Source organism: Halorubrum lacusprofundi ATCC 49239 (assembly GCF_000022205.1).
Lineage (GTDB): Archaea > Halobacteriota > Halobacteria > Halobacteriales > Haloferacaceae > Halorubrum > Halorubrum lacusprofundi.
The window spans coordinates 807,803-828,022 of record NC_012029.1 but is presented as its reverse complement, the minus strand read 5'-3'; the positions used below and the strand labels follow the sequence as shown (position 1 = coordinate 828,022).

At 66.3% G+C, this 20,220-nt stretch carries 25 protein-coding genes, 1 tRNA gene and 1 pseudogene; 17 read left to right on the top strand and 10 right to left on the bottom strand.

Features of this window, described 5'->3' with window-relative positions; genetic code table 11:
• Positions 1 to 123: 123 nt before the first annotated feature.
• The 4 genes from HLAC_RS04125 to msrA form a co-directional block, all read right to left on the bottom strand.
• On the bottom strand, positions 124 to 633 hold the full coding sequence (locus tag HLAC_RS04125) for a universal stress protein (protein WP_015909583.1): 510 nt from the start codon (positions 631 to 633) through the stop codon (positions 124 to 126).
• 68 nt (positions 634 to 701) lie between these two features.
• Positions 702 to 1,856: a pyridoxal phosphate-dependent aminotransferase gene (locus HLAC_RS04120; protein WP_015909582.1), complete on the bottom strand. Its 1,155-nt coding sequence runs from the start codon at positions 1,854 to 1,856 to the stop codon at positions 702 to 704.
• 29 nt (positions 1,857 to 1,885) lie between these two features.
• On the bottom strand, positions 1,886 to 2,290 hold the full coding sequence (ribH, locus tag HLAC_RS04115) for a 6,7-dimethyl-8-ribityllumazine synthase (RefSeq protein ID WP_015909581.1): 405 nt from the start codon (positions 2,288 to 2,290) through the stop codon (positions 1,886 to 1,888).
• Between the two features lie 334 nt (positions 2,291 to 2,624).
• Entirely contained in the window at positions 2,625 to 3,161 is a 537-nt protein-coding gene (gene msrA / locus HLAC_RS04110; RefSeq protein ID WP_015909580.1) for a peptide-methionine (S)-S-oxide reductase MsrA, read from the bottom strand.
• A gap of 483 nt (positions 3,162 to 3,644) precedes the next feature.
• Here msrA and HLAC_RS04105 point away from each other — a divergent pair, with 483 nt between their 5' ends.
• The 9 genes and pseudogenes from HLAC_RS04105 to ftsY all read left to right on the top strand — a co-directional run bounded on the left by HLAC_RS04105 (position 3,645) and on the right by ftsY (position 8,425).
• Entirely contained in the window at positions 3,645 to 4,763 is a 1,119-nt protein-coding gene (locus tag HLAC_RS04105; RefSeq protein WP_015909579.1) for a M20 family metallopeptidase, read from the top strand.
• Positions 4,764 to 4,859: 96 nt separating this feature from the next.
• Positions 4,860 to 5,012, top strand: a complete 153-nt coding sequence (locus tag HLAC_RS04100; RefSeq protein ID WP_004050128.1) for a 50S ribosomal protein L39e — start codon at positions 4,860 to 4,862, stop codon at positions 5,010 to 5,012.
• Positions 5,013 to 5,291, top strand: a complete 279-nt coding sequence (locus HLAC_RS04095) for a 50S ribosomal protein L31e (protein ID WP_015909578.1) — start codon at positions 5,013 to 5,015, stop codon at positions 5,289 to 5,291. It begins immediately after the preceding gene.
• Between the two features lies 1 nt (position 5,292).
• Positions 5,293 to 5,958, top strand: coding sequence for a translation initiation factor IF-6 (locus tag HLAC_RS04090; protein ID WP_015909577.1), 666 nt, complete (start codon positions 5,293 to 5,295; stop codon positions 5,956 to 5,958).
• A 103-nt stretch (positions 5,959 to 6,061) separates the two neighbouring features.
• Positions 6,062 to 6,262: pseudogene (locus HLAC_RS04085) on the top strand (ATP-binding cassette domain-containing protein); the annotation flags it as partial.
• Between the two features lie 58 nt (positions 6,263 to 6,320).
• Positions 6,321 to 6,515 (top strand): hypothetical protein, encoded by a 195-nt coding sequence (locus HLAC_RS04080; RefSeq protein WP_015909575.1) that lies wholly within the window; start codon positions 6,321 to 6,323, stop codon positions 6,513 to 6,515.
• Between the two features lie 153 nt (positions 6,516 to 6,668).
• Positions 6,669 to 6,845 carry a 50S ribosomal protein L18Ae gene (gene rpl18a, locus HLAC_RS04075; RefSeq protein WP_015909574.1) on the top strand — a complete coding sequence of 59 codons (177 nt, stop codon included), beginning with the start codon at positions 6,669 to 6,671 and terminating at the stop codon, positions 6,843 to 6,845.
• Positions 6,845 to 7,300, top strand: a complete 456-nt coding sequence (pfdA, locus tag HLAC_RS04070) for a prefoldin subunit alpha (protein ID WP_049933234.1) — start codon at positions 6,845 to 6,847, stop codon at positions 7,298 to 7,300. Before rpl18a ends, pfdA begins: the two co-directional genes overlap by 1 nt.
• 9 nt (positions 7,301 to 7,309) lie before the next feature.
• Positions 7,310 to 8,425, top strand: coding sequence for a signal recognition particle-docking protein FtsY (gene ftsY, locus HLAC_RS04065; protein WP_015909572.1), 1,116 nt, complete (start codon positions 7,310 to 7,312; stop codon positions 8,423 to 8,425).
• A 46-nt stretch (positions 8,426 to 8,471) separates the two neighbouring features.
• Here ftsY and HLAC_RS04060 read toward each other — a convergent pair whose 3' ends face one another.
• Positions 8,472 to 10,088 (bottom strand): long-chain-fatty-acid--CoA ligase, encoded by a 1,617-nt coding sequence (locus tag HLAC_RS04060; protein ID WP_015909571.1) that lies wholly within the window; start codon positions 10,086 to 10,088, stop codon positions 8,472 to 8,474.
• A 117-nt stretch (positions 10,089 to 10,205) separates the two neighbouring features.
• Here HLAC_RS04060 and HLAC_RS04055 point away from each other — a divergent pair, with 117 nt between their 5' ends.
• The 3 genes from HLAC_RS04055 (at position 10,206) to HLAC_RS04045 (ending at position 11,364) form a co-directional block, all read left to right on the top strand.
• A complete protein-coding gene (locus HLAC_RS04055) occupies positions 10,206 to 10,442 on the top strand; it encodes a hypothetical protein (protein WP_015909570.1) in 237 nt (78 codons plus the stop codon).
• Between the two features lie 105 nt (positions 10,443 to 10,547).
• Positions 10,548 to 10,622 (top strand) — tRNA-Met (locus HLAC_RS04050).
• A gap of 130 nt (positions 10,623 to 10,752) precedes the next feature.
• On the top strand, positions 10,753 to 11,364 hold the full coding sequence (locus HLAC_RS04045) for a translation initiation factor IF-2 subunit beta (RefSeq protein ID WP_015909569.1): 612 nt from the start codon (positions 10,753 to 10,755) through the stop codon (positions 11,362 to 11,364).
• Positions 11,365 to 11,492: 128 nt separating this feature from the next.
• On the opposite strand, the gene HLAC_RS19200 is transcribed toward HLAC_RS04045, so the two are convergent.
• The 3 genes from HLAC_RS19200 to HLAC_RS04035 all read right to left on the bottom strand — a co-directional run bounded on the left by HLAC_RS19200 (position 11,493) and on the right by HLAC_RS04035 (position 14,900).
• A complete protein-coding gene (locus HLAC_RS19200) occupies positions 11,493 to 11,645 on the bottom strand; it encodes a hypothetical protein (protein ID WP_015909568.1) in 153 nt (50 codons plus the stop codon).
• Between the two features lie 145 nt (positions 11,646 to 11,790).
• Positions 11,791 to 14,154, bottom strand: a complete 2,364-nt coding sequence (locus tag HLAC_RS04040) for an ATP-dependent DNA helicase (protein ID WP_015909567.1) — start codon at positions 14,152 to 14,154, stop codon at positions 11,791 to 11,793.
• 89 nt (positions 14,155 to 14,243) lie between these two features.
• Entirely contained in the window at positions 14,244 to 14,900 is a 657-nt protein-coding gene (locus HLAC_RS04035) for an HAD family hydrolase (RefSeq protein WP_015909566.1), read from the bottom strand.
• A 92-nt stretch (positions 14,901 to 14,992) separates the two neighbouring features.
• Here HLAC_RS04035 and HLAC_RS04030 point away from each other — a divergent pair, with 92 nt between their 5' ends.
• Positions 14,993 to 15,433 (top strand): TIGR00725 family protein, encoded by a 441-nt coding sequence (locus HLAC_RS04030; RefSeq protein ID WP_015909565.1) that lies wholly within the window; start codon positions 14,993 to 14,995, stop codon positions 15,431 to 15,433.
• Positions 15,434 to 15,507: 74 nt separating this feature from the next.
• Here HLAC_RS04030 and dph2 read toward each other — a convergent pair whose 3' ends face one another.
• Both dph2 and HLAC_RS04020 read right to left on the bottom strand, forming a co-directional pair.
• Positions 15,508 to 16,551, bottom strand: coding sequence for a diphthamide biosynthesis enzyme Dph2 (dph2, locus tag HLAC_RS04025; protein WP_015909564.1), 1,044 nt, complete (start codon positions 16,549 to 16,551; stop codon positions 15,508 to 15,510).
• A 99-nt stretch (positions 16,552 to 16,650) separates the two neighbouring features.
• The gene (locus tag HLAC_RS04020; protein WP_015909563.1) at positions 16,651 to 17,352 is read right to left on the bottom strand and encodes a hypothetical protein; all 702 of its coding nucleotides are present in this window, start codon (positions 17,350 to 17,352) and stop codon (positions 16,651 to 16,653) included.
• Between the two features lie 148 nt (positions 17,353 to 17,500).
• Between HLAC_RS04020 and HLAC_RS04015 the strand changes: the two genes are divergently transcribed.
• The 4 genes from HLAC_RS04015 to HLAC_RS04000 all read left to right on the top strand — a co-directional run bounded on the left by HLAC_RS04015 (position 17,501) and on the right by HLAC_RS04000 (position 20,207).
• Positions 17,501 to 18,163: an alpha/beta hydrolase gene (locus HLAC_RS04015; RefSeq protein WP_015909562.1), complete on the top strand. Its 663-nt coding sequence runs from the start codon at positions 17,501 to 17,503 to the stop codon at positions 18,161 to 18,163.
• Between the two features lie 108 nt (positions 18,164 to 18,271).
• Entirely contained in the window at positions 18,272 to 18,664 is a 393-nt protein-coding gene (locus HLAC_RS04010) for a YlbF/YmcA family competence regulator (RefSeq protein WP_015909561.1), read from the top strand.
• Between the two features lie 78 nt (positions 18,665 to 18,742).
• Positions 18,743 to 19,417: a MinD/ParA family ATP-binding protein gene (locus tag HLAC_RS04005; RefSeq protein ID WP_015909560.1), complete on the top strand. Its 675-nt coding sequence runs from the start codon at positions 18,743 to 18,745 to the stop codon at positions 19,415 to 19,417.
• A gap of 148 nt (positions 19,418 to 19,565) precedes the next feature.
• A complete protein-coding gene (locus HLAC_RS04000; protein WP_015909559.1) occupies positions 19,566 to 20,207 on the top strand; it encodes an RAD55 family ATPase in 642 nt (213 codons plus the stop codon).
• Positions 20,208 to 20,220 lie beyond the last annotated feature (13 nt).

The following is a 20,220-nucleotide window of genomic DNA, read 5'->3' as shown; positions in this document are numbered from 1 at the left end:
CGCCGGCTACTCACGCAGGGATTCGTCCATGCCGCCCGGTTCAAAACGAGGACGAAAATGGGCTGCGGTCGGGGGTCCGCGCCGCCCAGCCGGCCGTGGATACCGGACCGCGCGAGGACTCGGTCAGTCCTCGACTCCGGCGCGAACCGTCATCACGGGCGCGTCGGACATCCGGATCACCTTTTCGGTGACGCTACCGAGGAGGTACCGATCGACGCCTGTCCGTCCGTGCGTCCCCATCACGATCAGATCGATGTCGTGATCGTCAGCGTACTCGAGGATGCTCGTGTGGGGATTGCCCGCCATGACTGCCGTTGTCGTCTCAATATCTCCGAACGCCGCGCTCGCTTCTTTAACGACCGATTCGCCGTGTTCTCGCAACTCCGCCTGCCGCTCGTCGGCGTCGTCTCGCTCCCCGACCGTGCCGCCCTCGGTGTCCGTGGCCGATCCACTCATGCCCGCGGTCCCCTCGTCGAGAAACGCGCCGCTCATTCCGATTCCCACGTGACGTGTGTCGACGACGCACAGCACGTGCACGGTCGCGTCGAACATCGACGCCAGCAGCCGGACGTGTTCGGCCGCCGCGTTCGATCCGGTACTCCCGTCAGTCGGATACAAGATGTCTGTGTACATGCCACCACTCGAATGAAGATTCGGTGACAAGATTGAAAAACACGTCGGCGGTTCTCGCCCCTGTGGGCCTACAGCAGGTCGTTCGAGACGAGTCGGTCGACCGCCTCGCGAAGCCGCCCCTCGCTGGCAGCGTACGAGATCCGGGCGTGGCCCGGCGCGTTGAACGCGCTCCCGGGGACGCAGGCGACCGACGCCTCCTCGATGGCGGCCTCACACCACGCCTGATCGTCCTCGTCGACCGGGATCATCATGTAGAAGGCGCCGTCGCCCACGTCGACGTCGACGCCGTGCTCGTCGAACAGGTCGACGAGGAGGTCGCGGCGGTCGCGGAACGCGTCGCGCATCTCCGTGACCGACTCGTCGGTGTTTTCGAGGGCCTCGACGCCCGCGCGTTGGACGAAGTTGACCGCACACGAGACGGAGTGCGAGTGGAGCTTGCCGGCCTGCCCGACGAACTCGTCGGTCGCGTGGAGGTAGCCGAGCCGCCAGCCGGTCATCGAGTACGCCTTCGAGAAACCGTTGATCGTGATCGTCCGGTCGGCCATTCCGTCAAGGCTCGCGAGCGAGACGTGCTCTGCGTCGTAGGTGATCTGCTCGTAGATCTCGTCTGAGATCACGGCGATGTCGTGTTCGACCGCGAGGTCGCGGACGCCCTCCAAGGCGGTCTCCGAGAAGACGGCACCTGTCGGGTTCGACGGGGAGTTGACGACGAGCAGTTTGGTGTCGTCAGAAACCGTCTCCGCGAGCGCATCGAGCGCGGGCTCCAGCTGGAACCCGTGCGGGGCTAGATCGACCCGCGAGAGGTCGGCGCCGGCGAGCTTTGCCATCGCCTCGTAGGAGACCCACGCCGGATCCAGCAGGACGACCTCGTCGCCGTCGTCGATCAGGGTCTGGAACGTCTCGTACAGCGCCTGCTTGCCGCCGGGGGTGACGATCACTTCGTCGGCGTCGGCGTCGAGTCCGTCGTCGCGGAGCTTCGCCGCGATCGCCTCTTTGAGTTGGGGAATCCCGTTCGAGGAGGTGTACCCCGTGTGGCCGGCGTCGAGGGCATCCTTGCCTGCCTCGACGACGTTCGCTGGAGTATCGAAGTCGGGCTCGCCGACCGACAGGTCGACGATGTCAGCGCCCTCCGCCTCTTTCTCCGCCGCGAGGTTCGATATCGCCAGCGTGGCGCTGGGTTCTACGCGTCCGATCCGCTCTGAAAAGTCGTATGCGTCGCTCATTGTGGTGTGGTGTGGTCGTCTCGGCTCCGTCAGTCGAGTTCGTCCGCGAGGTCGATCGCGGCCTCTGCCGCGTCCGCGCCCTTGTCGATCCGCTCGCGCGCCTCCGCGCCGGACATCCCCGGGCCGCTCACGCCGAACGTGACGGGGGTGTCGCGGTCGAGGCTCACCTGCGTGAGCTTGTCGGCGGTCGCGCTCGCGATCACGTGGTCGTGGTCGGTGTCGCCGGTGACGATGGCGCCGACCACCGCGACGGCGTCGACGTCGTCTCGGCGCGCGAGCCGGTCGGCGGCCAGCGGGCTGTCGTACGCTCCCGGCACGCTCACTTCGTCGACGATGACGGCGTCGCGGTCGGTGGCCGCCTCGCGGGCGGCCTCGGCCATCGGCTCCGTGACGGAGTCGTTGAACCGCGCCACCACCAGTCCCAGCGAGACCATACGCCCGCTCACACCGGGGACGGCAAAGGTCTACCGTTCGACCGCAGGGTTGCCGGACAAACGCGGTCGGGACCGGGGCGAATCGGGTGGTGATTGCTTATAAATAGCCGACGTGATCGCGACCGCAGCCAGGCGGTGGCGCGTGCCTGCGAGCGAGGAGCGCAGCAAGGGTCCCGCGAGTCCTCGTGGCCGGGGCTTTGGCGGTGTTCACCGAGGAGTCACCGCTCACGTATCGTCGAGCGGCTGGGGCTTTGGCGGTGTTCACCGTCGATCCGGAATCAACTATTTATAAGCGAGATCGAGGATCCGGGGATCTCACAGCAGCGCAAACGCCCTACTTCGCGACCTTCGCCTCGAACTTCTCGCGGACCTTCTCCATCTTCGGCTTCGCGTGGAAGGTGCAGTAGGCGTCGTCGGGGTTCTTCGCGAAGTAGTCCTGGTGATGCTCCTCGGCGCGGTAGAACGTCTCCAGCGGCTCGATCTCGGTCACCACGTCGTCGTCGTACTCCTCGTCGAGCGCCTCGACGTACGCCTCGGCGACCTCGCGCTGTTCCTCGTCGTGGGTGAGGACGATCGAGCGGTACTGGGACCCAACGTCCGGGCCCTGTCGGTTGAGCTGCGTCGGATCGTGGACCTCGAAGAAGGCTTCCAGAATCTTGTCGTAGGCGATCACGTCGGGATCGAACTCCACTTGGACGACCTCGGCGTGGCCGGTGTTCCCGGAGCAGACTCCTTTATAAGTCGGATTCTCGACGTGGCCCCCGGCGTAGCCGGACGTGACCGACTCGACGCCGGCGAGCTGTTCGAGCGCCGCCTCGGTACACCAGAAGCACCCGCCGCCGAGCGTCGCGGTTTCGAGCTGATTGGACATACTCGCTCGAAGGGCTCGGAGACGTATTAATCACGCGCGCTTATGTGGGAGAAGTAGTCTATTGAGCGAGTTCTTGTTTATGAGTGGTCGACTGCTGCTCGGCAGACACCTCCAAAGCCCCAGCCGGTGAGGCGGGCGCAGGCGACGTAAGCACTGGAAGGAGCGAGCGCAGCGAGCGACTGAAGCGCGCAACGAGCCTGCGCCCGCCTCCCCGGCTGCCCCTTTGAGTCCCACCCGACCGCGACCGCACAGCACCTCACGCCTCCCCAGCCTCGTCGGTCGTCCTCCGCGTTGCTCCGGACGATCGACTCCCTCGCACCGTCGGTTCGCGGCCTGTTTGGCCGCGAACCGGGGCGCACAGGGCGAGAGCGAAGCTCTCGCTTGCAGCCGGCGGCAAAGCCGCCGGCGACGCCACCGCACGTACTATTTATAAGTACACTCACCAGACTCAGTTTTTAAGCTGCCGAGCACCCACACCGCTCTATGGACGAACTCGCGGATCTGACGGAGAAGCTGGTCGCGATCCCGTCGCACGAGGACGAGACCGCCGCCGGCGACGCGATCGAGGAGTGGCTCCGCACGGAGACCGACGCGCGGGTCGAGCGCGACGACGCCGGCAGCGTGCTCGCTTATAAAGGTGAGACGAACGACTACGACGCCGACACCCTCGCGTTCGTCGGCCACCACGACGTGGTCCCGCCGGCTGACCGCCAGACGACCGGTGAGGGCAACGCGGGTGGATACGTCGTCGAGCGCCGCGACGGCCGGATCTACGGCCGCGGGACGGCGGACATGAAGGGCGCGGTGGCGGCCTGCATGCTCGCGTTCCGAGACGCCGAGCCGCCGGCGGGTCGCGAGCTGGCGTTCGCCTCGTTCACCGGCGAGGAGGTCGGCGGGACCGGCGCGCGCCACGCGATCGACAACGGGTTCGCCCCCGAGCGCGCAGTCGTCGCCGAGGGGTCGACGGACTACTCGACGCCGGGCGTCACCGACGTGGTCGTCGCGCACAAGGGGCGGCGCGCTTCGACGCTGGTCGCGAGCGGGACCGCGGCGCACGCCTCAGAGCCCGAGGACGGCGAAAACGCGATCTACCGCGCAAGTGACGCCATCGATGTGGTTCGGGAGCTCGACGCCCCGGAGTCGACCGTCTTCGGTGAGACCGTCTCCGGGTCACTCGCGGTAACGATGGTCCACGGCGGCGAGACGTGGAACGTGATCCCGGAGCGATGCGAGGTGACGATCGACGAGCGGACGGTCCCGGGCGATCGCGCCGACATCGGCCGCGCCGCCGACGCGGTCGACGGCGTCGAGTGGGAGGTCGACCAAGACCTTCCGCCGATGGCCTGCGGCGACGACGCCTTCGCCGACGCCGTGCTCGCGGCGGCGCGCGAGGTCCACGACCAACTGGGGCTCGACGCGCCCGAACACGTGATTAAGCCCCACGCGACCGACGCGGGCTGGCTCGCCGAGGCCGGCACCGACTGCCTCGTCTGCGGGGCCTCTGAGCCCGGCGAGGCGCACACCGACACCGAAAGCGTCGGGGTCGACGTGCTAGAGCGTTGCTACCGGATCTACCGCGGCCTCGCCGAGCGGACCTTCTGATCCTGCCGAGACGCGGTGCATCGCAGGGTGTTCGATCTCACCGATCGACGCGGTATGGAAGGGGTTTTATGCGCCCCGTGGAAAGTGTGCGCCACTATGGGAGACAAGTCGAAGGCTCAAAAAAAGCGTCTGGCGAAGGCGGAACGCCAGAACACCCGCGTCCCCGCGTGGGTCATGATGAAGACGGACATGAACGTGACGCGAAACCCCAAGCGGCGCAACTGGCGCCGGAACGACCTGGACGAGTAAATGAGCACGAGTGATTTCGAGGAGCGCGTCGTCACCGTCCCGCTCCGCGACGCCAACGACAAGCCGATTCAGGAGCGCGCCGACTTCGCGATGAAGATCGTCCGCGAACACCTCGCACAGCACTTCTCCGTCGACGAGGCGGAGGTCGTTCTCGACACCACGGTCAACGAGGCCGTCTGGGCGAACGGTCGCCAGAACCCCCCGAGCAAGGTCCGCGTCCGCGCGGCCCGGTTCGTCGAGGACGGCGAGCCCGTCGTCGAAGCCGAGTACGCCGAGTAGCGTGTTACGGGCGACCTTCACCGGCTCGTCGTACGTGGGCGTGTTCGCCCGCGCGATCGACGACCTCCTGTTGGTTCGGCCGGACGTCGACGAGGAGCTCGCCGACGCACTCGGCGAGGAACTGGGCGCGGAGCCCCTCCTCACGACCGTTGGCGGCGCCAACACCGTCGGATCCCTCGCGACGGGCAACGAGAACGGAGTTCTCGTCTCCGCGCGGGCCACCGAGCGAGAGCAGTCGCGGATCGCCGAGGCCGCTGACTGCGAGGTGGGCGAGCTTCCCGGCGAGATCAACGCGGCCGGGAACGTCGTCCTCGCGAACGACTACGGTGCGTACGTCCACCCGGACCTCCCGCGCGAGTCGATCGTGACGATCAGAGAGACCCTCGGCGTCCCCGTGGTCCGTGGCGATCTCGGCGACGTGCGGACGGTCGGCACCGCTGCGGTCGCCAACAACACGGGCGTGCTCTGTCACCCCAAATCGACCGAATCGGAGCTCCAAGCGGTCGAGGAGGCGCTCGACGTGCGCGCCGATCTCGGGACGATCAACTACGGCGCGCCGCTCATCGGCTCCGGGCTTATCGCCACCGACGAAGGATACGTCGTCGGCGAGGACACCACCGGTCCCGAACTGGGTCGGATCGAGGAGACGCTCGGCTTCATCGACTGAGGCCGAAGCGCATCCGGTCGAAACACCTCCGCACCCCGGCGAATCGCGCTCAGTCCGGCGATTCTGCCCATTTTTTAAGCCTCAATGCCGAGTTGCGGGCAGTATGCCCGCCATCGAATGTCGGTCCCTGACGAAGTACTACGGCGACGTTCGCGGGATCGAAGACGTGTCGTTTGCCGTCGAGGATGGCGAGGTGTTCGGCTTCTTCGGGCCGAACGGCGCCGGAAAGACGATCGCGATCCGCACCCTCCTCGGGTTCCTGTCGCCGACGAGCGGCGGGGCCACCCTGATCGGTCACGACGCTCATCTCACGGGCGGGCGTCGCCCAACGGGTCGCGCTCGGCGGCTTGTTCGCGCTGTTCATGTTTGATTCGCTCGCGGCCAGCAGCGAGTACGCTCGGGTGGGGTCGATCAGCCCGACCGCTCACTACGACCCCTCCGCACTGCTCGTGAACGCCGAGTACGACACCGCCGGTGCAGCCGTCCTGTTCACGGCGACGCTTGCGCTCGTACTCCTCGCGGCCTTCCGGTTCCGGCGGGTCGACCTCGCCAGCTGACTGTGTGTTCGGTGGTGACGGATTCCGGTGCCTAGTCGCGACGGATTTCGACCGGAAATTCGGTCGCCTGTGGCGTTCCGTCGCCCTTTAGCCTGATCGGTCGCGTCCCGCTTTTTAGGAAGATACTTCCCTCTCCCTGCCGGATCGGAGAACATGAGTACCTACACGGTGACTGGACAGTTCCAGAGTCGAGACGGCTTCCAGCCGTTCACCAAAGACGTTGAGGCGGAGAACGAGGACCTCGCCCGCGAGCGTATCTACACCACGGTCGGGAGCCAGCACAACCGGAAGCGCCCCCAGATCGAGATCAAGGAGGTGTCCGCAGCATGATGGGCGGTGGGCAACAGCAGCTCCAGCAGCTCTCCCAAGAGCTGCAGGCGCTCGACGAGGAGATCGAGGCGCTCGAAGTCGAGATCGACGACCACCGCGAGGAGCAGTCTGACATCGACGACGCGATCGAGGCCATCGAGACCCTCGACTCGGGCTCGACGGTGCAGGTCCCGCTCGGCGGCGGCGCCTACGTGCGCGCCGAGGTCCAGGATATCGACGAGATTATCGTCTCACTCGGTGGCAACTACTCCGCCGAGCAGAGCGAGGAGGACGCCATCGACGTGCTCGGTCGCAAGCGCGACGCGCTCGACGACCGCATCGAGGAGACGCAGGAAGAGGTTGACGAGCTCGAGTCCGAGAGTCAGGAGCTCGAACAGCAGGCCCAGCAGATGCAACAGCAGATGCAGCAACAGCAGATGCAGCAGATGCAGCAGAGCCAGGGCGACGAGGAGTAACGACCGACCGTGTTCGACGGACTGAAAGACAAGCTCTCCGGGTTCCGGAAAGACGTCGAGGAGAACGCCGAAGTCGAGGAGCCCGCGGAGCAGGACGAGGCAGAGACGGGCGAGAGCCCCGCCGCCGAGTCCTCCGAGGACGCTCCGGCCGCTGAGAGCGACGCGTCGGCCGCCGAATCGCCGACTGAAGTCGACTCGGCAGCCGACGACGACGATGCGGACGCCGACGACAACGACCCGAGCACCTTCCAGCGTGCGAAGGCGTTCGCGACCGGGCGCATCATTATCGAGGAGGAAGACCTAGAGGAGCCGCTGTGGGACCTGGAGATGGCCCTCTTAGAGAGCGACGTGGAGATGAGCGTCGCCGAGCGCATCCTCGATACCGTCCGCGAGAAGATGCTCGGTGAGTCCCGCAAACAGGTCGAGACGACCGGCGAACTCGTCGAATCGGCGCTTCACGACGCCCTTCTCGACGTGATCGCCGTCGGACAGTTCGACTTCGAAGAGCGGATCGCAGAGGCCGACAAACCCGTCACCATCGTCTTCACCGGCGTCAACGGCGTCGGAAAGACGACGAGCATCGCGAAGCTCTCGGAGTGGCTCGCCGACCGCGGCTACTCGTCAGTGATGGCGAACGGCGACACCTACCGGGCGGGTGCGAACGAACAGATCCAGGAGCACGCCGACCGACTCGACCGGGAGCTCATCTCCCACGACCAAGGCGGCGACCCCGCCGCCGTGATCTACGACGGCGTCGAGTACGCCGAGGCGAACGACATCGATGTCGTCCTCGGCGACACCGCGGGTCGGCTCCACACGAGCGACGACCTGATGGCCCAGCTCGAGAAGATCGACCGCGTTGTCGCACCGGATATGACACTGTTCGTCGACGAGGCGGTTGCGGGTCAAGACGCAGTGAACCGCGCGAAGGAGTTCAACGACGCCGCCGAGATCGACGGCGCGGTTCTGACGAAGGCCGACGCCGATTCCTCCGGCGGGGCCGCGATCTCCGTGGCGTATGTAACCGGAAAGCCGATCCTGTTTCTCGGTACTGGACAGGGATACGACGACCTCACTCTCTTCGACCCCGAGGAACTCGTCGAGAGCCTGCTCAGCGAGAACTGAACCGGCAACGGCCAAGTCGGGCGATCGGTCTTTTCCGCTGTTTCAGCTACCCTTCCCCGACCATCCGGTCCTCCTCGTCCCACTCGCGCTCGCGTAGCTCGTACTTCTGGATCTTCCCGGTTGCCGTCGTCGGAAGTTCAGCGACGAACTCCACCTCGCCCGGAGTCTTGTAGTCAGCGACGCGCTCTCGAACGAACGCCTTGAGCTCCTCCGGTGTCGCACCCGCGTCGTCCGGGTCGCCGCTCTCCGGGACCACGAACGCCTTCGGGGTCTCGCCCCACCGCTCGTCGGGAGCGGGGATAACGGCCACGTCTGAGACGACATCGTGCTCGAAGAGGGTGTCCTCTAACTCGATCGAGGAGATGTTCTCCCCGCCAGAGATGATAATGTCCTTTTTTCGATCTTGGATCGAGACGAAGCCGTCCTCGTCGACGACGGCCAGATCTCCCATATGGTAGTATCCCTCCAGCCGCTCTGAGAACGCCTCTTCGGTGGCATCGGGCTTGTTCCAGTAGCGGTCCATTACCTGATTGCCCCGAACAACGATTTCGCCGATCGTCTCGCCGTCGGGAGCCACGTCCTCGCCGTTTTCGTCGACGACGCGCACGTCGGTACCGAGGTAGCCGATCCCCTGTGTCTTCTTGACCGCGAACCGGTCGTCCGAGTCGGCGTCAAAGTGACGCTTGGCATCCGATGTCGTCACGAGCGGCCCCGTCTCGGTCGCGCCGTACACGTGTTTGAGATCCCAGCCGAACTCTTCCTCAACGGTGCGGATCGTTGCCTCCGGCGGCGCCGCGCCCGCGGTGGCTGCCCGCACGTCGTTGTCGCCGGTCGTCGCGCCGCCGTGGTCGGCGTAGTGGTCGCCGAGCATGTTGAGCACGGTCGGCGCCGCACAGAAGTACGACACGTCCTCGGCGCGGATCCGGTCGAACACGGCCTCGACGTCGACGCCGCGGGTACAGATGTGACGGGCGCCCATCCCCGTGATCGCGTAGATGTGTCCCCAGCCGTTGACGTGAAACATCGGCAGCGTCCAGAGGTACACGTCGTCGTCGGTGATCTCCTGGTGGATGGTGATCAGGTAGGCGTGGAGCGTCTCCGCGCGGTGCGTGCGACAGACCCCTTTCGGATCGCCCGTGGTCCCGGAGGTGTAGTTGATGGTGATCACGTCGTCTTCATCCATCTCCGGGCGCTCGTAGGCGTCGGGATTCGCGTCGGCGAGCGCCTCGTCGAACGACTCCCAATCACCCTCGATCGCGTCGGCGTCGTTCGTGAGGAACGTCTCGGTTGGCACCTCCTCGCGAATCGCCTCGACGTTCGCGGCGTATTCGGCGTCGGCGTAGATAGCGTCGACGCCAGCGTCGGAGAGCATGTACGAGAAGTCGTCGGGCGTGAGCCGGTAGTTTAGTGGAGTGTGAACTGCGCCGATCTGCATGGCGCCGTAGGCGGCTTCTAGGTGGTAGTGAGTGTTCGGGTCCAACACCGCAACCCGGTCGCCCTTCTCGATCCCGCACTCTTGAAGCACGGCGGAGAAGCGGTCCGCGCGCTCGCCCAGCTCGGCGTAGGTGTACCGCGTCCCGTCAGTGGCGAGGACGGCCTCCTCGTCGGCGTAGTGGCGCCGTGCTCGGTCCAAGAAGTCCGTCGTTAGTAGCGGTTTTCGCATCAGTTTATCACTATCTATGATGGATAAAAGCGTTTGCGACCGACGCAAGGTGAGCGTCGTGACCGCTCCGGGCGCGACCGCCCCGGGTTTTTAATCTGTCCGCCCGAGAGTGCCCCCATGAGCGATGAGTCCGACCAGACATCGATCACCGACGGCTACGTGGTCCCGATAGCCGGGCTAATGGCACTAATGTTCGCCCTAATGGCGGGGCTGACCGTCCCGCGCGCGCTCTCGGGTGACCCCGCAGACGCCGTGTTACCGGTCGGGTTCGCGGTCGGTGCGATCGCCGCACTCCGGTTGCGCCAGCGATACGCGGCGGCAAGCGCCGATCCGACCACCGACGAAACCTCCTAATGTCCGACGGCGGCCGTCCGGATCGATATTTAAACACTTCGTGGACGAATCGCACACGGCGACGGGATCAGAACCCTTAACAGTCGCACGCGGTTTTGATATGATAGCGGGATGGGATAGCCAGGAGATTCCGCCGGGCTCATAACCCGGAGATCGGTAGTTCAAATCTACCTCCCGCTACTTCTGGACGAACGCCACGCGCCAAGTCGTGGGTTCATTTCTCACCCTCGTTTCTCGACCCGTAGTCGTATTGCCGTCGTTCGATCCCAAACCCGGAAGCGATTTCCGTCGCGCCACCGTCCGGTTTGACATGGATTACGAATCGAGCCTCGACCGCGCGATGGAGGACGTTCCGGACCTCGGCGGCTCCGACGAACGGCTGTCAGTTCCGGACCCGGAGACACAGAAGGACGGTGCGTTCACCCGGCTGACGAACCTCTCCGCGATCGCCGACGCGTTGAGCCGCGACCCCGAACACGTTCACTCGAAGATCCAGCAGGAGCTCGGTACCGCTGGCCAGTACGAGGACGGGCGAGCCCGCTACAACGGGAACTTCCGCGAGCGCGACTTCCAGACTGCGATCGACTCGTACATCGAGTCGTTCGTCACCTGTTCTGAGTGCGGCCTGCCGGACACCCGGCTTGAGACCGAGAACCGCACGCCCATGCTTCGCTGTGAGGCCTGTGGTGCGTTCCGGCCCGTCGCCAAGCAAAACACCTCGAACACCCAACGGCAGGAGGAGGCGATCGAGTCGGGCAAGACGTACGAACTCGAGATCGTCGGCACCGGCCGCAAGGGCGACGGTGTCGCCGAACGCGGCGAGTACACGGTGTTCGTCCCCGGTGCACAGGAAGGCGAGACGGTCACGGCCTACATCAAGAATGTCTCCGGTAACCTCGCGTTCGCCCGTCGCGAGAACTAGACCGCTGGGACCGAAAACAGACGCGTTTCTCAGTCGTCGCACCGTTCTACTCCGCCACCCGACGGTTCTCCGTCCATTTTCAGATCACAAGCTACAGCGACGCAACGTTCGTTCGGACCGGCTATGAGCTAGCGGACCCGCCCGACTGCGATCCGATGACCAGTCTCCGACGCGTGTTCGCGTTCGAGGCGATTCGCGTCGTCGCCGACATCAAACAGCCGTTCGAGCTGACACTCCCTGCAGACGACGTGGTACCGCTCTTTCGGTGTCGGTTGCTCCATGAGGACGTACGGGCGCTACGGACCGTTAGTTACGCGTCCCATACCTGCGTCGAACCGATCAGTAGGCGAGTGGTAATCGCGACGGACCGCCTCCGGCGCTCTCGTCGCTCCGGTCCTCTCCTCAGTCGCCTCATCGGCTGCCGCTTCACTCGTTGCCGACCTGCCGCTCAAACCGGTCAAGCGCGAGTCCGAGCATGTCCGGGCTTACCGGCTGGTACTCCTCGCGCTCGTGGTCCGGGAGGTACTCCCGGACGCTGTTCCACGACTCACGCGCGTACCGGGCGTCGAGCAGGACGCGAACTCCGTGTTCGTCCGTCCCACGAATGACCCGGCCGACGGCCTGCCGGGCCTTCCGGACCGCCGGAACAGTGAGGGCGGTTTCGAATCCCGACTCGAACCGCCTGTCGTAAGCGGTGATCACCGCCCGCGTCCGCGGCCGCGCCGTGTTGATGATCGGGACGCCACAGACCACGGCGGCCGACAGACGGTCGCCGCGGTAGTCGACGCCTTCCGTGAGCGTGCCGCGGAGGCTCGTCACGAGGACCTTCCCGTCGCCCGCGAAGAAGTCGTCTTTCAGCGACTCCGTGGCGCGGTCGCCCGACGACTCGTCGAGCAGCACGGGCTTGTCCAGTCGTTTCGAGAGCGACTCGGCCATCCACGTCGCCTCCGCGTAGCTCGGCGTTCCGACGAGCACGTTCCCCTCACGGCTCGCTACCGCCACGGTCGCGTCGAGGTGCGCGAGTCGCGTGTCGTTCTCCTCGCCGGGTGCCCCGCGGTTCTGGTGAGTGAACTTCGGCGCGTCGACAGCGAAACTCGCACGGTTTTCGGGCGGGAACGACAGGCCGTATGTCCGCTCGACGACTGGCCGTCCGCGCTGTTCGAGGTGATCGAGCCCAGTCACCTCGCGGAACACGTCCATCGGCTCCAGTGTCGCGCTCATTAGCACGCCGCCGCCGAACTCCGCGAGCCGGTCGCCGATCGGTTCGCTCGGCAGGCAGTTGTACAGCGCGAGGCTCGCGTTGTACGCGCGCCGCCACGAGTCGGGCGGCGCCGTCTCGTCCCACGTCCGCTCCAGATCGATCGCCCGGAAGAAGTCATCGTGGCCCTCGCGGTACCACGCGTTGAGGGTGCGGCCGACGCCCGGCGCAGCGCGCTGTTTGTCCTCCTCCTCCAGCGAATCGAGCACGCGTTTGACGACCGCGCCGACCTGCTCCGCGCGGGCCCAGACGCGGTCACCGTACCCCTCCCGTTTCGCCCACGCCGTGATCTCGTCTTCACCCGGCTCTTCCGGGTCACGGAGGGGGACCTCGTCGTCATCGAGTTCGCGCATCGATGCCCGCCAGTCTGGGCGCTCTCGGTCCAGCCGCTCGGTCACGCGGCGGTCGAGCTCTCCGCGGAGATCCGCGTAAAATTCTCGGACGGACTCGATCTCGTCGACGCTCACGTCGGCGTCCTCCAGCTCGCCACGGACGAGTTCGGCGTCGTCCGACTCTGCGCCGGCCGTCTCGAACGAGAGCGGCTGGACGACGCGCGTGAGTTCGTTCTCCGCGTCACGGAGGCTGGCGTCGGCGACAGCGTCGCTCACGAGGTCGCGCACGCGGGGTTCGAGCATGTGGGCCTCGTCGCAGACGACGAACGTCGAGTTGTCCAGCAGCGCGCCCGTGAACGTCCCGGTCGTGACGGGGTCGAATGCGTGGTAGTAGTTGCCGATCACGACCTCGACCTCGGGGACGAGCGCACCCATGATCGAGTGCGGACAGGTGCCGTGGCCGGCGGCGAGCCGGACCAGCTCTGTCGGTCCGACGTGGCCGAGTTCCGTTACGTCGAACGGGACCGCCTCCGCGGGATCGCCGTCCTCCGGAAGGTCGTCGAGGAAGCCGGCGTAGAACGGGCAGAACTCGGTGCCCTCGAACTCCTCTGTGTCCGGTCGGTACGGGGTAGGATCGCCGTCAACGCTGAGGTAGTCGGCGGCGCTCGAATCACCGGTGGCCGAGCCGCCCCTGTTCCCCGAGTCCAACAGGCCGACCTGTTGGCTCTGTGCCTCGCTCACGAGGTTCGATGTCGTGGTCGCGCCACCGTCGCCGACGAGGTTTCGGGTGCGCTCGCGGAGCCCTTCACAGCGCTCGTACACGTTCTCGCGGTCGATCCCGCCGCGGTTCTCGCGAGCGTACGGGCACACGTCCGCCTTCCCGACGAGCGTGAGCCCAGAGACCGGGTCGTACCCATCTGGGAGGTCCCCGTTGATCGTTTCCAGGTCTGTCTCGAACTGGCGGAGCTGCTGTTTGACGCTCGTGAGGACGAACACACGCTCGAAGTCGGAGTCGGGGTCGCGAACGCGGTCGAGTCCGGCGGTGAGCGCGAGCATCGTCTTGCCCGTCCCGCACGCGCCCTCCAGCGCGAGGAAGCCGCCGTCCTCGGCGGCGTCGATCGCGGCGTCGATCCCGTCAGCCTGCTCGGGGTACGGCTCTGCGTGGCCGAAGAGGTCGGTCCACGGGGGGGCGTCTGTCACTGTGGCGGCGTAGCTCCCGATCGGAGTTAAACCTTGAGAGAGCGGTGTCGGCCGGGGTGATCTACCGAGTTGTCACCGCCGGTTGCGACCTACCCGACGATGTCGTGCAGGTCCGAGAGCCGATCGATCTCCCAGGTCGGCCAGACGTTCAGCTCCCAGTCGCGGCGGTGGGGGCGACGGATGAACGCGGAGTCGATGCCCGCGTTCTCGGCGGCGCGCACGTCGGACTCGTTGTCGCCGACGAACAGCGCGTTGCCGGCGTCGAGGTCGCCGAGCGCCTGTTCGATGTAGTGGGGGTTCGGCTTACGGAGCTGGAGCGAGTGGATTGTAGGCTCCCGGCCGTAGGCGGCGCCGAACCGCTCGAATCCGTCGAAGTGGTTCACGAGGAAGTCCACGGTTGCCTGCTGGTTCGAGGAGACGATTCCCATCTCTACCTCGAGGCTCTGTAGCTCGTCGAGGTCGTCGTAGGGGGTCTTACGCCCCTCGCGCGCCTCCTGCTGTTGGGCCTTCGAGACCACGTCGTCGCGGGTCCGCCAGAACGACCCCGGATCGAGGTCGTACGTCTGACAGACGGTCCCCACGCTGCCGGGGGTCGCGCCGATAGTCATGCGCTCTACGTCGTCCGGATCGGGCTCCTCGACGCCGCACTCCTCGAACGCGTCCCGGGTTGCATCCCGGAGCACGTCGAAGCGCGTGCGGCCTACGAGGACACCGTCGTTGTCGAACACGACGGTATCGTACGTCATAGGGACTGTCGTCGCCCAGCACTTAAAAGAGTTTCACCAATCTCGCGACACGTACGACGCCTTTTATATACATCCGTCCCGCGTCCCGCGGTATGCGCGTCAGTGTCATCGGCGGCAGTTCGGTTCCGGCCGAGACGGCAGCGGTCGCCGAAGAGTTGGGAGAACGACTCGCGAACCGCGGCCACACGGTCGTTTGTGGTGGGCTCGGCGGCGTGATGGCGGCGGTCTGTCGCGGCGCCGCAAACGCCGGCGGGGAGACGATCGGCGTCCTGCCGACCGGCCGGTGTGAGGACGCGAACCCGCACGTCACGACCCCGATCGCGACCGGAATGGGCCACGCCCGCAACGCGCTCGTGGTGATGAACGGCGACGCCGCGATCGCGGTCGACGGCTCGCACGGCACGCTCTCGGAGATCGGGATGGCGCTCGCACACGGGCGGGCGGTCGCCGGGCTCGACACGCACGACATCGAGGGCGTGGAGGCGGTCGCGTCGCCGGCGAGGGCGATCGACCACGTCGAGAACGCTGTCTGAGGGGAATAAGAGAAATCACGGACGGTCTACAGGCGGAGCAGGTGGAGTGCCTCGGGGTTCGACCCCAAGGCGATTTACCAGGTGTCGTGGAACGTGTCGAACTCGATCGAGTCGAGCGGCTTCTCGCCGATCGCGGCCTCGTACTCGCCGGGGGTCAACATCGGCTTGTGGAACCGGGGGCCGTCGTCAGTCGTGATCCGGGGACAGCCGGTGTTGACGAACGCGTCCATGTCGAAGTTTCGGAGGCGGTCCGGCGTCACCTCGTCCATCGTGATCAGGTAGGCGTTCTCGTTGTTCTCGACGATCTCTTGGGCCTTCTCCCAGCGGCCTTGACCGATCTTCGTACAGAAGATGACGCCCCACTTCTCGGCGCTCATCGCCTTGTGAACCGAGGCGTAGCGCTGCTTGAGGAACTGGTCGTGTTCGGCGACCGAGACCGCGTTGTTGACGGGGTCGGCGATGACGACGCGCTTGTCGGGGTGCTCCATCGCGAGGCCGACCGGGTGGAACTTCCCGCCGCCGACGTACAGCACCTGCTCGGCGTCGATGTCCGCGGAGGCGTAGTTGCAGCCGAGCACCTGTCCCTCCTTCGTGAGACGGTCGTCGCCCCGGCGGGTGTGGACCTCGTAGCCGCGCTCCTCTAACCAGTCGGTCATCTCCTCGAACCGGTTCATGTGCTGAGCCGTCGTGACGAGCCCCACGTCGGCGTCCTCTTCTGGAGATGCGAGTTCTTCCTCCAGCGCGTCCTCCATGATCGGGAACGGGTCGACGTTCGAGAACAGGGGAACGTAGACGATGCTGTCGGACTCCTTCATCGGCGTGTGACCAAAGTGGACGAACACGTCGGTCCGGCGCATCAGGTACGTGTCGAGGTCGCAGGCGCCGTAGCAGGGTTGGCCGGACAGCATGAAGGTCACGTCGTCGGGCGCGACCTCGCGGAGATCGTCGGCGACCTTCGGGCCACGGCGCTTGAGTCCCTCGGGGAACTGGAGGCCGACCTTCGACGCGTCGCGCTCCTCGATAGCCTCGACGATCCGATCGAGTTCGTAGTCCCACTCGCGGTCGTGTTTCAGGGCCATCCCCGTCTTCGTGAGGTCGCCCTCCGTGGAGTCGCTCATATCGACGAATTGTGCGGCACGACGGTTAAACGGCGCGTTCGACCGTGAGTTTCGTCCGTGAGGTTCGTGAGGTTCGTACTGTCACAGCGCGTCCAACCCTCAGAAGTTGTTTCCAGTGAGCAGTCGGCCCATCCACGCCCGCACGCCGGGCAGTACCGCGTCCTCCTCGACTGCGACGGGGTCTCGAGCGACATCGATGAAGACTCGTCCCTCGTCATCGGGCTCGGTGCTTTCACGGGTCCAGACGAGACGCCCATCGGAGTCGGTTGCGGCCGCATCGCCGCGAACTTCCCACCCGGGCGCACCGCGGACAGTCAGCCGATCGGCACCGAGATACCGCACCCCCTCGCCGCCGATGACGAAGGGGACCTGGGGAGATGCAGGCGTCAGTGGCGTGAACACCACGACGCCGAGGTACCGCTCCGTGGCATTCGGGTCACGGTAATCGACCAGCAGCGCGTTCCCGTCGATCCGGGCGTCGACATCTCTCGGGTCCGCGATTCCGTCGTGAGCCGCCTCGACAACGACCATGCGCCGGAGGGACTCGTTCGCTGCAAGCGCGTCGCCGCCGGCCGCGAGGTCGACCCGCGCCTCCCACGTTGTCGACCCGTTCTCGTGGAGAGTGACGATCAGCGAGCTCTCGTCGGCAACCACCGACGTACCGTCGGGTGCCGTTCGGTCGAGATCGCAGACGCCGCACACCGGCGTCGGCGGTGCGCGCGCGTCGGCCGCCGGTGCGGCGGTGATTCCTGTCACGAGGAGGAAAATCGCCGTCGCCGCGACGAGGGTTCGGGGATCCATGATCCAACCTCTGACGCAATCGCCAAATAACTCACGCGCGGACCGACGCAGCGTGCGATCCCGTCGATCAGAGGGCCGTGCCCCTCGCCCGAACCGATCGCTGCCGCGGCCGACGGATACAACCCCCGAGCCGACGAACGCGAGACACATGACCGAGATCCCGCTTGAACACGTCCACGTCGCGCCCGACAACGAGTCTGGCACAGCCCCCGCCGTCTTCGTGCTGCACGGTCGCGGCGCTGATGAGGAGGACCTGCTGCCGGTGGCGCGACACCTCCCGGACGGGCTCCACGTCGTGAGCCTGCGCGCTCCCGACCCGCTACAGGGCGGGTACACGTGGTACGAGCTCGACCTGTCCGCCGGCGGGCTCGAAGCGAGCCAGCCGGATGCGGCGGACTTCCGGCGAAGCCTCGATCTGGTCGCCGAGAGCGTCGACGCCGCTGTCGAATCGTACGACCTCGATTCCGACCGGCTCGGCCTGCTCGGATTCAGTCAGGGGGCGATCACGAGTCTCTCGCTCGTGTTGGAGGACCCGGACCGCTACGCGTGGATCGTCGCGCTCCACGGCTACCTCGCGGACGCGCACGCCGACCTCGAACCGGACGGGATCGAGGACAAACCGGTGTTCGTCGGCGCTGGCGCCGGGGACCGCGTGATTCCGGAGTCGCGATCGGCCGCCGCGGCCGACCGGTTCGACGAGATCGGCGCCGCCGTCACCCGGGGGAGCTACCCGGGCGGTCACGGAATCGGCCAGCAGGAGCTGAGCGATGTCGTCGCGTTCGTGGAGTCACAGATCGCGAAACACGAGTGAGCGGGAGACCTGTGAGCGGGAGACCTCTCAGCGCGATCGGGATCCACCGATCCCCGTGGACACCCCCGGCTCCGGCAGGTTAAAACCGATCCGTCCCGAGAATTGGATATGAGCGTCGAACAGGCCTCCCCCGACGAACAGGCCGCTATCGAGGACCTCGGTCGCAATCTCGGCGATCGTATCGCCCAGACACAGGAGTACGAGCGGTTCGAGGCGGCTCGCGAAGCGGTCCAGCGCGACGAGGAAGTCCAAGCGAAGATCGACGAATTCGAACAGATCCGCGCAGAGTTCATGCAGGCTCGAGAGACCGGACAGGCGACGAACTCCGGGCTCCAGAAGGTGCAAGAAGCTCAAGACGAGCTCCACTCGATGGCCGTCATGAGCGAGTTCCTCGATGCACAGGAGGATCTGACCGACACCCTCGAAGCCGTGAACGAGGCCATCTCGGAGCCACTCGCGGTCGACTTCGGCGGCGAGGCCGGCGGCTGCTGTCAAGACTGAGCCGCTTCGCCTCCGTCTCGTCGTTCGGTTTCGATCTCCATCCCGTTTTTTATCAGTGATTGTGCCCCACTCTGCTCCGTGATAGCCGTGGCTGGCGGAAAGGGCGGAAGCGGGAAGACGACCACCACGCTGGGGCTCGCGCGGGCGCTGTCTCGACGGGGCGCCCCCGTCGTCGCCGCCGATGCCGACTGGGATCTCCCGAATCTCGCGCGGTTGGCGAGCGCGACCGACGGGGATCGCGAGCCCGCTGCGGACGCGCCGACTGTGGTCGACGCGATTCGGACTGAAGGACAGATCCGTCCCGATCGGCGGGCGCCAACGGTGCTTTCGGCGCCAGACGAGCCCGCAGACGTCGATGCGAGACGAATCCTCGGCGCGCTCGCAGAGTCGGTTCCCGACGATTCGCCGACCCTCCTTGACTGCCCGGCGGGGGCGTCGCCCGACGCCGCAGCGCCGCTCCGGGTCGCCGATCGGTGTCTCCTCGCGACGCCCCTTCGGCGGGCCGCGCTACGAGACGCCGCGAAGACCGCGGCCCTCGCGCGTCGGCTGGACTGTCTCCCGGTCGGCGTCGTTGCCGTTCGAGCCGAGTCGGTTCCGACAGGAGTCGGTGACCTGCTCGGCTGTCCGGTTCTTGGACGGATCCCGCCGGCCGAGGCAGAGCCGTTGGCGTCGTCTGCGGTACGATCGGCGTACGACGACCTTGCTCGTCGACTTGTCGACGAACACGGTGCGGATCGGTGGCGGGTCGCGTGATCCGAGGACCTCGTTCGAACCGGTCAGAACGGCTAGAACAACGGAAACGACGCAAACGGGGGCGTCCGGTATGAACGCAGGAGCCGCCTCGCGTCGCGCCATCGTGACCCACCGACAGAGCCAAACCTCCGGAGCCGGCAGCGCATGTATGGAGACGCTCCCGACCGGAATTTCCGTGCTGGACCGGGAGTTCGGCGGCGGGCTCCCGAGCGGCAGTGTCGTCGTGTTGAAGGCAGACCCCGCGAGCCAGTCGGAGCTAATTGTGGACCGGTTCTCCCGTCCACGGGCGTGTCGCTACCTCACGACGGTGCGTTCGGCTGACGCGGTCAAGGCGATCCTCACCCTCGGCGGAGAGAGCGAAGGCGACGGTAGTGGAGGCGACGCGGAAACCGTCGTCGAGGAGACGGACCGCGAGGACCCGATCGATGACGTGCTGGCGACCGCTTCGGACCTCCCGGAGGGCGCCACCCTCGTCGTCGACTCCGTCGAGCCGCTGGAGGCGGCTGACCGGTCGCGGTACGGTTCGTTTCTCACCGAGCTCCGCCGACACGTCGATGATGCCGGCGGGATCGCGGTGGTGCACGCTTTCAAAGGGGGAAACGGGCAGAACCGAGTGGTCACCGAGCAGGTCGCGGATGTGATCTTCGACCTCCGAACGACTGTGACCGGTACGGAGATCGTGAACCGCCTGATCGTTCCGAAGTTCCGTGGCGGCGCGGCGCTCGAAGAACCCCTCAAGCTGAAGCTCACAGATACAGTGTCGGTGGACACGAGCCGCGACATCGCCTGACTCGGCGTCGGTG